An 11,949-nucleotide genomic window follows, 5' to 3' on the forward strand; every position below is an offset into this window, starting at 1 on the left:
CCTCCCGCCGCCGCCAGCGTGCCCCCGCCGCCGCCGTCCTCCGAGGGCCCGGCCCTCAGCCCGGAGCAGCTCGTGGACCTGGAGTCCCGCTGCGCGAAGCTCGACCAGCTGGACTACTTCGAGCTGCTCAGCCTGGAGCGCACCGCCGCGCCCGGCGACATCAAGAAGGCCTTCTACCGGGAGAGCCGCGTCTACCACCCGGACCGCTTCTTCCAACTGGAATCCAAGGCCCTCAAGGACCAGGTGAACGAGCTCTACAAGCGCGTCACCGAGGCCTATTACGTCCTGCGCGACGACACCAAGCGCAAGAAGTACCTCACCGACATCGCGGGCCCGGACCGCGCGCAGAAGCTGCGCTTCACCGACGCCTCCGAGTCCGAAACCAAGGCCGCCGCGAAGAAGGAACAGGAAGAGCAGATCGGCACCCACCCCAAGGGCCGCCAGTTCTACGCGCAGGCCCAGAAGGACCTGGAGTCCGGCAACCCGTCCGCCGCGGAGCGCAACCTCAAGATGGCGCTCACCTACGAGCCCTCCAACGCCCGCTACAAGGAAGCCCTCGCGGAGGCCCAGAAGCAGACCTCGGACAAGTCCAAGGGCGACTCCTCGTTCAAGATCCGCTAGCGGCCCCCAGGAGCCCCCGACATGGTCATCGACCTCATCCTCCTGGGCATGGTGCTGTTCTTCGGCATCCTCGGCGCCCTCTCCGGCGCCGCCCGGCAGGTGGCCAACTCCGTGGGGCTCGCGGCGGGCTACTTCGTCTCCCGCAAGCTCGCGCCCCTCGCCGGCCCCAAGCTCGCCGTCGCGCTGGGCTCGCCGCTGCTCATCGGCACGCTCTTCAGCACGGTGCTCCTCTTCGTCGTGACGTGGCTCACCGTGCGCTACGCCCTGGGCGCGCTGCTCCTGCGCTTCCTCTCCGGCAAGAACGCGGAGGAGCGCGGCATGGACCGCACGCTGGGCTTCATCCTCGGCGGCGGGAAGATGGCGGCCCTGTTCTGGGTCTGCCTGAGCGCGCTCACCTTCATGGAGCAGCACGTCGTCATCGCCGGCAAGCGCTGGGGCGTGGCCCCGAAGGACTCCCTGTCCTTCGAGCTGTCCCGCCGCTTCAACCTCTTCGAGCTGACCCAGTTCGCCCCGCTGGAGGACCTGGTCCGCGTGGCCCAGGCCACCCACGACCCCGCCAAGGCGAAGAAGCTCCAGGACGACCCGGCCTTCAAGGCCCTGCGCAAGGACCCGCGCTTCCAGGTCGCGCTGTCACACCAGGGCCTGCGGGACGCGCTGGAGCGCGGCGACACGCAGGCCCTGTTGCGCAACGACGTGGTGCTCCAGCTCATCCAGGATCCGCAGGCGGCGGCACGGCTGGGCGCCGCCGCCCGGGCCTCCGAACGGCCGGCTCCCGCTAGGCGTTGAGCTCCACGTCGTCCAGGCTCGCGAGCCGGGCCTTCACGAACTCCCCGTCCACCGTCACCTGGCGGTGCCGCCGCTCCGGCGCCTCGAACATCACGTCCGACATCACGTGCTCCAGGATGGAGCGCAGGCCGCGCGCGCCCAGCCCGCGCGACATGGAGTAGCGCACCACCTCCCGCAGCCCGCTCTCCGGGAACTCCAGCTCAATCTCATCCAGCGACAGCAGCTCCTTGAACTCCCGGGTGATGGCATCCGGCGGCTCGGTGAGGACTCGCAGCAGGTCGGGTTCCGCCAGGCGCTCCAGCTGCACCATCACCGGCATGCGGCCCAGGAACTCCGCCATCATCCCGAAGTCCACCAGCTGCTTCGTGGAGATGCGCTTCTCCTTGCGCTTCGCCGTGAGCGCGTCCGCGCCGAAGCCCATGGCCCGGCCGCCGTCGTCGCCGAAGTCGTGCAGGTCGCTGAACGTGCCCGCGCAGATGAAGAGGATGTCGCGCGTGTCCACCTGCACGAAGTCGCTCTTGTTCCACGCCTGCGTCACGTTCATGGGCACGTGCACCTCGCGCCCCTCCAGCAGCTTCAGCAGCGACTGCTGCACGCCCTCACCGCCGATGTCGCGGCTGCCCGCGCCGTTGCGCGCCCCTTGCGTGCGGCGGGCGATCTTGTCCACCTCGTCGATGAAGATGATGCCCCGCTGCGTGTCCTCCACGGAGTGGTTCGCCTTGAAGAGCAGGTCGGACACCATCACCTCCACGTCCTTCCCGTAGTAGCCCGCCTCCGTGTACTCGGTGGCGTCCACGGTGGTGAACGGGACCTGGAGGATCTCCGCCAGGTTGCGCGCGATGTGCGTCTTGCCGCTGCCCGTGGGACCGATGAGCAGGATGTTGGACTTCTTGATGAGGGACTGCCGGCGCATCCGCCGCGCCTGGATGCGCTTGAGGTGGTTGTGCGCGGCGATGGCCACCGCCCGCTTCGCGGCTTCCTGTCCGATGACGTAGCGATCCAGCCGCTCGAAGATCTCCCGCGGGGTCAGTGGCGCTGCCTCTTCCCTGCGTGCGGACGACTCCATGTACCCTCCCCTTCTCTCCACTCGGCCTCCCTGCGCTTCCTGGGTAGAAGGGTAGGAATTGGATGCTGACCGGCCCACCAGGGCCAGACCCCCGAACGGGGCCCCTGCTCGCCTGTCTGCTCCTCGAACAGGCGGCTATTGAATGCCCGGGACGTTTCCGATAGTCCGGCCCCCTCCCCTGTTCATGGGAGTTTCCACCCCCCGCCGCGCGCTCCACCGGAGGCACGAAACAACGATGGCCGCTCCCTCCCCTCAGCACCGCTGGACCCTGGCCGATGCCCATGAGCTGTACGGCATCCGCAACTGGGGCTCGCCCTACTTCGGCATCAACGACAAGGGCCACGTGTGCGTCCACCCGGACGGGCCCGCCGCTCCGAGCATGGACCTCAAGGAGCTGGTGGACGAGGTCCGCCGCCGGGGCATCGGCCTGCCGCTGCTCCTGCGCTTCACGGACGTGCTGCGCCACCGCGTGGTGCACCTGAACAACGCGTTCAAGAAGGCCATCGCGGATCAGGGCTACAAGGGCCTGTACCGGGGCGTGTACCCCATCAAGGTGAACCAGCACCGCTACGTGGTGGAGACCATCATCGAGGCGGGCAAGGAGCACACCTACGGCCTGGAGGCCGGCAGCAAGCCGGAGCTGCTCGCGGTGATGGCGCTCCTGGACAGCGAGGACGCGCTCGTCATCTGCAACGGCTACAAGGACGAGGAGTACATCGAGACGGCGCTCTTCTACTCGCGCCTGGGCCGCAACGTCATCCTGGTGGTGGAGAAGCCCAGCGAGCTGCCCCTCATCGCGGAGGTGGCCCGCCGCACCGGCATCACCCCGCGGCTGGGCATGCGCGTGAAGCTGTCCACGCGCGGCGCCGGCAAGTGGGAGGCGTCCGGAGGCGACCGCTCCAAGTTCGGCCTGTCCTCGTCGGAGCTGATGAACTGCATCGGCTTCATGAAGGACGCGGGCCTGCTGGCCTCCTTCGAGCTGCTGCACTTCCACCTGGGCAGCCAGATCTCCAACATCCGCAACGTGAAGAACGCGCTGCGCGAGGTGGGCTGCTTCTACGTGGAGGTGGCCCGCCAGGGCGCGCCGCTGAAGTACCTGGACGTGGGCGGCGGCCTGGGCGTGGACTACGACGGCTCCCAGACGAACTTCGCCTCCTCCATGAACTACACGACGGAGGAGTACGCCAACGACGTCGTCTTCGGCGTGATGGAGGCGTGCGACCGCGCGGGCGTGCCGCACCCCACGCTCGTCTCCGAGTCCGGCCGCGCCGTCGTCGCGCACCACGCCGTGCTGGTGGTGGACGTGCTGGGCACCAGCGAGTTCGACCCGTCGCAGACGCCCGAAAAGGTGGACGACAAGGCGCCCTCCGTGGTGCGCAACCTCTATTCGACGTTCCGCGAGGTCACGAACAAGAACGTCATCGAGGCCTTCCACGACGCCCAGGACGCCAAGGAGGAGAGCCTCCAGCTGTTCTCCCTGGGCCACCTGTCGCTGGAGCAGCGCGTGGCGGCGGAGAACCTCTACTGGGCCATCTGCCACAAGATTTTGCGCGTGGCGCGCGAGGCCGGGGAGATTCCGGAGGAGCTGGAGGCGCTGGAGAAGCAGCTGTCGGACACGTACTTCTGCAACTTCTCCGTGTTCCAGTCGCTGCCGGACTCGTGGGCCATTGATCAGCTCTTCCCGATGATGCCCATCCACCGCCTGGCGGAGAAGCCGACCCGGCGCGCGACGCTGGCGGACATCACCTGCGACTCGGACGGGAAGATCGAGCACTTCATCGACAAGCGCGAGGTGAAGGACGCGCTGGAGCTGCACGCGCTCAACAGCGACGACTACTACCTGGGCATCTTCCTCGTCGGCGCGTACCAGGAGATCCTGGGCGACCTGCACAACCTCTTCGGGGACACGCACACGGTGCAGGTGTCGCTGGCGCCGGGCGGCGGCTACCTCATCGACCACGTCGTCGCCGGGGACACGGTGACGGAAGTGCTCAACTACGTGAGCTACAACAAGGACGACCTGGTCGCGAAGCTGCGCAAGTTCACGGAGCTGGCGCTGCGCCAGGGGCGCATCACCCTGGACGAGTCGCGCAACCTGCTGCGCGTCTACGAGGACGGCCTGTCCGGCTACACGTACCTGGAGCGGGAGGTGGACGCGACGTTCACCTCCGCCAGCCAGCTGCGCCTGCTGCCCGGGCCGGAGAACGGGGCGCGCAGCCCCGTCTCCCCCTCGGGGACCTGAAGGCCCTGACTACGCTTCCGTCGGGACCGGCGCCTGCTCGCCGGTCTCGACGGAGGTGTCGCTGAACGCGGCGTCCGTCGCGCGCAGCCGCAGCGTCTGGAGCGTCTCCAGCTGCCCGTCGGCGCGCTCGGAGAGGAAGGCGAAGTCGAACTTCGCCAGCCGCGGCTCCTTCGGGGCAATCCGCGCCAGGCTGTTCCACAGGGACACGCGCCCGTGGGAGCCCACGCACAGCCCCTCCAGCTCCACCAGCCGGCTCAAGGGCGAGTAGCGCAGCAGGGAGCCGTTGAGCTTCAGGCGCGACAGCTTCTCCGTCAGCCACGCGCCGCCCACCTTCAGCGGATCCACGCGCACCTCCAGCGCGGCCATGACCGTCAGCAGGGTGGCGCGGTCCTGCTCCAGCAGGGGGACGAGCGTGGCCAGGTACTGCCCCACCGGGTTGCTGCGGTTCTCGCGCTCCGTCCGCTTCGCGAGATCCAGGCCCACGGTGGCGCCCAGCAGGTGGTCGTTCAAGTAGATGCCCAGTCGCTTCACATTCATGCCGGATACCCCTCCCCCGAGGCGTCGAACGAACCTCTCGAGGGTGGGCACGGCGCCCGCTTGCCGCACGCGGTCAGCGGGGCTCGGAGGGCAGGCGTCCTTCCGAGCCCCGGTCCGGCTGCTTCAGTCCGGATAGCCGAACGACGCCGTCACCTTCACGTCCGGGTGGAGGCTGCGCGCCACGGGACACTCGTGGGCGATCTTCTCCAGCATGGCGCGCTGATCCTGCGTGAGGCCGGAAGGCATCAGGATGGACAGCACCAGCTCACCAATCTTGCGCGGCGGCGGGGTCATCCGCTTCTCCACCGTCGCGCGGACCTCGCCCAGGGTGATGCCCTCCTTGCCGGCCACCAGGTGCATGGTCGTCACGGCACAGGACGCCAGCGCCGTGGCCACCAGGTCCGTGGGGGAGAAGCTGCCGCCGGTGCCGCCGTTGTCCTTCGGCGCCTCCGTGGGCAGCGTCGCGCCGGACGGGCCGTGCGTCACCTGCGTCTTCAGCTGGGGAGCACTCACCAGGGACATCACCACACCGGTCGCGGGCTGCTGGGCCATCACCGTCTCCTTGGGACTTCGAGCCTGGGAAAGGAAAGGACTGCCGTCTAACGCACGAAGCTGTCGTGGGCCTTCGCGTCCTGTTCGGAGGAGGGCTCGGCGTCCTCGACGCTCCAGTCCAGCGTCTTCATCAGCGACTTGCTGCGCTTCTTGACGTCCGCGTCCAGGAACTTCACCGCGTCGCCCATCTTGTCCATCAGGCGCATGGGCTTGCGCTTGTTCTTGGGCTCGCTGAACAGCGCGTGCGTGAGCCACGGGAACACCGCCGTCACGTCGCAGTGCACGTACATGGAGCCGGTCTCCACCGCCTCCACGGACACCTTGCCCCAGGTGTGGCCCTCACCGGCCGGGCAGCTGGACAGCGCGCCGTTGTCCACCGGGTCCACGCAGAACTGCACGTCGATGTCGAAGCCCGACGTGGGGACGTTGAGGATTTGATCCAGCAGCGGCTCGCCCTGGAGCGTGTAGTTCTTGGGCACGCCGCCGCCCAAAATCCAGATGGCCAGCTTCCCGCTGCCGTGGTGGCGGCAGTAGTGCTGCATCGCGGCCATGGAGTAGACGTCGTCGTTGATGTCGAGCTCGAACTTGAACTCATCCCCCAGGAGGCGCTTGAGCTTCACGACGTTGAGGAAGATGGAGCCGTCCTGCACGGCGCCCACCCAGATGGGGACGCCGTGCTTGTAGCAGGTGGACAGGAGCGACGGCTGCTTGACGCCCAGCTGCTTCTCGATGCCGTGGATGGCCTTGCCCAGGAGGTAGTGGAACTCCGGGGTGGTCATCTTCTTCTGGAACTCCGGCTGGCGGAGGATGGCGGAGAAGAGGCGGTCGGTGTCGAGCAGCGCCTCCTCCCAGAAGCCCAGGTCGTAGATGCGGATGATGCGCGCCAGGCGGTACTGGAGGTCGCCCGCGTTGGGGTTCACCTCGCGGATGCCGTGGCCGATGATGCGGTGGGCGTCGTGGTAGAGGTTGGCGCCCGTGGTGGTGATGGCGGAGATGATGCCCTTCTCCACCAGCGGGATGAGGCAGGACTGGTGCAGGCCCGCGGGCGTCATGGCGCCCGACAGCGTGAGGAAGATGGACGCGTCCTGCTGCACGGACTGCTGCATCAGCTCGAACGCGGTGCGCTCCTGCCGGCCCACGTAGGCGCTGAACGCGTGCGCGAGCAGCTCCGCCGGCTTCTCCTTGCCGGTGATGGGGCGAGGATCCGCCTTGCGCGCGTTCGCGTAGGCGGCGCGAAGGGAGGACTTCTTCGGGGTCGGGGTCTTGGCCATGGCGCGGCGATCTAACACCGCCTGCCTGCCAAGGGGAGGCCCGCCTTCAGCCCCGTCCCTCCCCAAGGGGCCTCCACCCGACAGGAAGAAACCCCGTGCCGTGCGGATTCACACAGGGCCCGCTCTTCCGGCCCCTTCCCATGGGGACATGGCGTAAGAGTGCCCCCCTCGCCGCCCTCCGGAGGGTCCCACCGCCGTGATCGACCTGCATTCGCACACCACCGCCAGTGACGGCCAGTACCCGCCCTCGGAGCTGGTGGCGCGCGCCGCCGCCGCGGGCGTCACCGTCCTGGCCGTGACGGACCACGACACGGTGGCGGGGCTCCACGAGGCAAGGCAGGCGGCCCTCGCCCACGGCCTGGAGCTCGTCCCCGGCATCGAGCTGTCCGCCTTCGTCTACGGCAAGGAGGCCCACATCCTGGGCCACTTCCTGCGCCCGGAGGACCCGGACCTGGCGCGCTTCGCGGACCGGCTGCGGGACGAGCGCACCCGGCGCATGGAGGCGATGGTGGCTCGCCTGCGCAACCTGGGCTTCCCGGTGCGCATGGAGCAGGTGCGCAAGGTGGCCGGGGACGCGCAGCTGGGGCGGCCCCACCTGGCGCGGGTGCTGGTGGAGCAGGGCTGGTGCCTGGACATGAAGGCCGCGTTCGACCGCTTCCTGGGCACGGGCCGCGCGGCGTGGGTGGAGCGCTTCAAGCTGGACGGCGCGGAGGCCATCCGGCTCATCCGCAACGCGGGCGGCACCGCGACGCTCGCCCACCCCGGCTCCTCCAAGATGGAGCGCCCGGAGATTCAAGCGCTGGCGAAGGCCGGGCTGTCCGGCCTGGAGGTGCTCGGCGTGGACCACAACCCCACCGTGCGGCAGAAGTACCTGGCGCTCGCGGCGGAGTTCGACCTGGTGCCCACCTTCGGCAGCGACTTCCACGGCGAGGCGGTGGCGCCCGACCACCGCCTGGGCGTCGCGGCCATGCCCCTGGAGCAGTTCCAGAAGCTGCGCGCCCGCGCCCCGTCGTCGCGGCCCGCCTGATCAGAACCGGCGTCAGGACCGCGGCTGGGCCTTGAAGCGGCTCGTGACGGCGGTGAGCCCTTCGGCCACGGACTGGAGGTCCTGGGCGATGCGGGTGGTGCGGCCGGTGGCGTCCACGCCCTGCTTCACCAGGTCCGCCACGTTGCGGGCGCCCTGCACGGCCTGCTCGCTGGACTGACGCTGCTGGCGGGTGGCGATGGTGATCTGCCGCGCCGCCTCGCTGGTGCCGCGCGCCAATTCCACGATGCGCAGGAAGACGGCGGAGGCCTGCTCGGCCACCTCCACCCCGCGGTCGCTCGTGGCCATGCCCACGCGGGCCTTGGACGCGGCCTCCTCGCCGGAGTCCTGCACCTTCTCCACGATGCGGGCGATGTCTCGCGCGGACGCGGACACGTTCTCCGCCAGCTTGCGCATCTCCGCGGCCACCAGGGAGAAGCCCCGGCCCACGTCGCCCGCCTTGGTGCCCTCCAGCGCCGCGTTGAGCGCCAGGAGGTCGCTGCGCTCCGCCACCTGGTTGATGACCTGGGCGATCTTCGACACCTGCTGCAGGTCCTTGTTCAGCCCCACGATGGCGTCCGCCACGCCCTTGGACTCCGTGCGGATGTCGTTGATGCCGCCCACCACCTGCGCCACCACCGCCATGGCCTCCGCCACCGCGTCGTGGGTGCGCCGCGCGCTGGACTCCACCACCTCCGTGGAGGAGGAGATCTGCTCGGCGGTGCGGGAGAGCTCCTCGAACGTGGCGGCGATCTGCTGCGCGTACGCGGCCTGCTGGCTGATGACGTGCTCCTGATCCGCGGAGGCGCCCATCAGGCCGCGCGACGCGCTGGACAGCTGCTCGGTGCGCGTGACGAGCTCCATCACCGTGGAGCGCAGCGTGCCCAGCATCTCGTTGAAGGAGGTGGCCATCTGCCGCACCTCGCCGGCGGCGGACACGTCCAGCTCGCCCCGGAACACGTCGCCCCGGGCCACCTCGCGCGCCACCTGCGTGACGCGCGACACGGGGTCCGCGATGGCGCGGCTGATGATGACCGCCAGCCCCAGGCCCAGCACCGCGGCGCCCAGGTAGCCCATGAGCGAATAGCCCTCCGTCGCCGCCAGCGCGGCCTTCACCTCGTGGGTGCCGAAGCCCGCGCGGTACACGCGGCCGTCGCTCTCGCAGCGCACGGCGACCTCCTCACGGAGCCGCGCCACCGTGCATGCGCCCGGCGTGAGCTGGGCCGGCTGGGGCGGCCCCTCCGGCACCCGGCCCCGCGCGGCGATCACGGTGCCGTCCGCGCGGGTCAGCTCCTGGAAGTTCAGCGTGAAGCCACCGGACTCCACCTGGGAGAACACCTCCTCGCGCCGCATGCGGGCGTCCGGCGCGGTGTCCGGCAGCGCGAGCGCGGGGTGGCGCACCACCAGCGTCCCCAGCGTCATGGCCCGCCCGGCCAGGACCTCCATGCCCGCGGCCTCCTGGCGGGCGGGGAAGTACGCCCCGCTGAAGAACACCACCGCGAGGCACGGGAGCAGCACCGCGATCGCCACCTGCATCCGCAAGGTCAGCCGGCCCCACATGTCGACGACTCCCCAGGCGATGAGCGCAAAAACCACGGGACAGCCCGCTGACGCTAGGCGTGCGCTCCCCACAGCGTCAAACCGGCCCGGGGAGCTCGGGCGGCCAGGCGCACGGGATGATCCAGCCCCCCCGCACCGGCAGGCGTCCGGGCGGGGCGGGCCAGCCGGATGAAGGGACCTGATGGGCCCGGCATTTCGGCCGTCTTCTCAAGGGGTTGGCGGGCCCGGGGCGGGGGTGTTTCCCTTTGACACGACGCCAGCGGTGTCGTTAGGGTCCGCGCCCGATGACTACACCCCTCGCACCGTACCTGCCGATGGCGGTGGTGCTCCTGCTGGCCGGCGTCCTCGGGATGATCATCCCCCAGGTCACCACCCGGCTGGGCCCCAAGCGCCCGAGCAGCACCAAGTCGGCCCCCTTCGAAGCAGGCTCCGAGTCGAGCGGCCCCGCTCGCCAGCGCTTCGCCGTGAAGTTCTACGTCATCGCGCTGCTCTTCATCGTGTTCGACGTGGAAGCGGTGTTCCTGTACCCCTGGGCGGTGAACTTCCAGGCGCTCGGCTGGTTCGGCTACGTGGAGATGCTGGTTTTCGCGTCGACCCTGGTCGTGGGCCTTATCTATGTCTGGAAGAAGGGCGCTCTCGACTGGGAGAGCTGAGACTACGCCATGGCTGACACCGACATCGCTCCGATCATGACCACCCGCCGGGACGAAGCCATGGGCTTCTTCCAGAAGCTGGTGTCCAAGGGCCTGGGCTGGGCCCGCAAGTACTCGCTGTTCACCTACCCGTACGCCACCGCGTGCTGCGGCATGGAGTACATGTCCGTGGCCGCCAGCCGGCACGACATCTCGCGCTTCGGCGCGGAGTTCCCCCGCTTCTCGCCGCGCCAGGCGGACCTGCTGATGGTGGTGGGCACCATCAACCTGAAGCAGGCCCCCATCCTCAAGCGCGTCTACGAGCAGATGACCGAGCCCAAGTGGGTCGTGGCCTTCGGCGTGTGCGCGTCGTCGGGCGGCTTCTACGACAACTACGCGGTGCTCCAGGGCATCGACCGCATCATCCCGGTGGACGTCTACATCCCCGGCTGCCCGCCGCGTCCGGAGCAGGTGCTGGACGGCCTGATGCTGCTGCAGGACAAGATCGGCAACCAGGTGCACCGGCTGCGCGACCCCGGCCAGCCCAACGAGACGGCGGAGCACCACGCCCGCATGCTCGCCGCCGGCAAGTAGTCCGGAGCGCTGCTGCTTCACCGCACGGGCCCCGCGCCGCCTCTCACGAAGAGGCCGGTGACGGGGCCCGAGGCGTTCCTGGCCCCTACCAGCGGTGGTACGCGGGGTGGCCTTCCTTCACCGCGACGAAGGTGCCCCGGCAGGTGGCCGTCACCTTGCCGTTCTCCGCGGTGAGGGTGCCCTCCACGACGACGCGGTCCCCCTGGATGTCCACCGGCTTCGCGGACAGGTGCACGGGGCCCATGGGCGTGGGGCGCTTGAGCACGATGGCGTAGTCGGCGGTGACGGTGCACGGCGGCGTGGCCGTGCCCTGCGCCTTCATCAGGTGGTACGCCGCCGTCCAGTTGCAGTGGCAGTCCAGCAGCGCGCCGATGATGCCCCCGTTGAGCACGCCCGGGAACGCCTGGTGGTGCTCCTCGGGCGTCCAGTCCGCGACGACGAGGTCACCCTCCACGCGGCTGCGGATGCGCAGCCCCTTCGGGTTGGCCGGGCCACACCCGAAGCAGGCGTTGTGGGGGGCGTACGTTTCCTGGAGGCCGGGGGCTGTTTCGGTCGTCGACATGGCCGGCGACTCTACGTGAGGCGGACTCCGGCGCGCGCTCCCGAGCGTCATCCAGCCAGTCCGCCAGCGCTCGCGCGTCCGCCCCTTCACAGTCCCCCGAGCAGGTGCGCCGCACGCTCCCGTCCGCCTGCGGCCGGTCCACCACCCAGCGCTGCCCGTCGAAGGCGCCGGTGTCCTTCTCGCGCAGCACCGCCGCGTCCGCGGCGTCGCCCATCTCCACCACGCCGTCCGGGCGCAGGCGGTAGGCGTCGAAGGTGCGCGGCGCGCCCGGCCAGTGGCCCGGGTCGAAGACCTCCGGGCTCACGTGCGTGTAGCCCGTCTCCGCGTACAGCGGCGCCAGCGGACGGCCTTCGCCACGCAACAGCGGCCCGAGCGACGCGCCGTCCGTCTCCGGCAGCGCGGACAGGCCGGACAGCTCCAGCAGCGTGGGGCCCACGTCCACCAGCCGCGCCAGCGCGTCCACCCGCGCCGGGCCCACGCCCCGGCCGCCGGGCGGCTTCAC

The 11,949-nt window shown here is 69.9% G+C and carries 12 protein-coding genes and 1 pseudogene; 6 read left to right on the forward strand and 7 right to left on the reverse strand.

What is annotated here, in order from left to right:
• Both ACLEQD_RS25120 and ACLEQD_RS25125 read left to right on the forward strand, forming a co-directional pair.
• Window positions 1-621: DnaJ domain-containing protein (locus tag ACLEQD_RS25120; RefSeq protein WP_410387408.1), on the forward strand; the 621-nt coding region annotated here is incomplete at its 5' end.
• A gap of 21 nt (window positions 622-642) precedes the next feature.
• Window positions 643-1,407 (forward strand): CvpA family protein, encoded by a 765-nt coding sequence (locus tag ACLEQD_RS25125; protein ID WP_410387410.1) that lies wholly within the window; start codon window positions 643-645, stop codon window positions 1,405-1,407.
• Here the strand turns inward: ACLEQD_RS25125 and clpX are convergent.
• Entirely contained in the window at window positions 1,397-2,473 is a 1,077-nt protein-coding gene (gene clpX, locus ACLEQD_RS25130) for an ATP-dependent Clp protease ATP-binding subunit ClpX (protein WP_410387412.1), read from the reverse strand. The two genes, ACLEQD_RS25125 and clpX, sit on opposite strands and share 11 nt — an antisense overlap.
• A gap of 235 nt (window positions 2,474-2,708) precedes the next feature.
• Here clpX and speA point away from each other — a divergent pair, with 235 nt between their 5' ends.
• Entirely contained in the window at window positions 2,709-4,715 is a 2,007-nt protein-coding gene (gene speA, locus ACLEQD_RS25135) for a biosynthetic arginine decarboxylase (RefSeq protein WP_410387414.1), read from the forward strand.
• Window positions 4,716-4,724: 9 nt separating this feature from the next.
• Here speA and ACLEQD_RS25140 read toward each other — a convergent pair whose 3' ends face one another.
• The 3 genes from ACLEQD_RS25140 to ACLEQD_RS25150 all read right to left on the reverse strand — a co-directional run bounded on the left by ACLEQD_RS25140 (window position 4,725) and on the right by ACLEQD_RS25150 (window position 7,075).
• Window positions 4,725-5,252 carry a hypothetical protein gene (locus tag ACLEQD_RS25140; protein ID WP_410387416.1) on the reverse strand — a complete coding sequence of 176 codons (528 nt, stop codon included), beginning with the start codon at window positions 5,250-5,252 and terminating at the stop codon, window positions 4,725-4,727.
• Between the two features lie 123 nt (window positions 5,253-5,375).
• Window positions 5,376-5,804, reverse strand: coding sequence for an OsmC family protein (locus tag ACLEQD_RS25145; RefSeq protein ID WP_410387418.1), 429 nt, complete (start codon window positions 5,802-5,804; stop codon window positions 5,376-5,378).
• A gap of 47 nt (window positions 5,805-5,851) precedes the next feature.
• On the reverse strand, window positions 5,852-7,075 hold the full coding sequence (locus ACLEQD_RS25150; RefSeq protein ID WP_410387420.1) for a deoxyhypusine synthase family protein: 1,224 nt from the start codon (window positions 7,073-7,075) through the stop codon (window positions 5,852-5,854).
• 196 nt (window positions 7,076-7,271) lie between these two features.
• Here ACLEQD_RS25150 and ACLEQD_RS25155 point away from each other — a divergent pair, with 196 nt between their 5' ends.
• Window positions 7,272-8,102 carry a PHP domain-containing protein gene (locus tag ACLEQD_RS25155; protein WP_410387422.1) on the forward strand — a complete coding sequence of 277 codons (831 nt, stop codon included), beginning with the start codon at window positions 7,272-7,274 and terminating at the stop codon, window positions 8,100-8,102.
• 12 nt (window positions 8,103-8,114) lie between these two features.
• On the opposite strand, the gene ACLEQD_RS25160 is transcribed toward ACLEQD_RS25155, so the two are convergent.
• Window positions 8,115-9,659, reverse strand: a complete 1,545-nt coding sequence (locus ACLEQD_RS25160; RefSeq protein WP_410387424.1) for a methyl-accepting chemotaxis protein — start codon at window positions 9,657-9,659, stop codon at window positions 8,115-8,117.
• A 284-nt stretch (window positions 9,660-9,943) separates the two neighbouring features.
• Here ACLEQD_RS25160 and ACLEQD_RS25165 point away from each other — a divergent pair, with 284 nt between their 5' ends.
• Window positions 9,944-10,312 (forward strand): NADH-quinone oxidoreductase subunit A, encoded by a 369-nt coding sequence (locus ACLEQD_RS25165; RefSeq protein ID WP_014398096.1) that lies wholly within the window; start codon window positions 9,944-9,946, stop codon window positions 10,310-10,312.
• Window positions 10,313-10,321: 9 nt separating this feature from the next.
• Window positions 10,322-10,885: an NADH-quinone oxidoreductase subunit B gene (locus tag ACLEQD_RS25170; protein WP_171420001.1), complete on the forward strand. Its 564-nt coding sequence runs from the start codon at window positions 10,322-10,324 to the stop codon at window positions 10,883-10,885.
• Window positions 10,886-10,970: 85 nt separating this feature from the next.
• Here ACLEQD_RS25170 and ACLEQD_RS25175 read toward each other — a convergent pair whose 3' ends face one another.
• The gene (locus tag ACLEQD_RS25175) at window positions 10,971-11,339 is read right to left on the reverse strand and encodes a PaaI family thioesterase (RefSeq protein WP_410387426.1); all 369 of its coding nucleotides are present in this window, start codon (window positions 11,337-11,339) and stop codon (window positions 10,971-10,973) included.
• Window positions 11,329-11,949, reverse strand: a pseudogene (locus tag ACLEQD_RS25180) (sulfatase); the annotation flags it as partial. The pseudogene ACLEQD_RS25180 and the gene ACLEQD_RS25175, both read right to left, overlap by 11 nt.

Source organism: Corallococcus sp. 4LFB (assembly GCF_046520365.1).
Taxonomy (GTDB): Bacteria; Myxococcota; Myxococcia; order Myxococcales; family Myxococcaceae; genus Corallococcus; species Corallococcus caeni.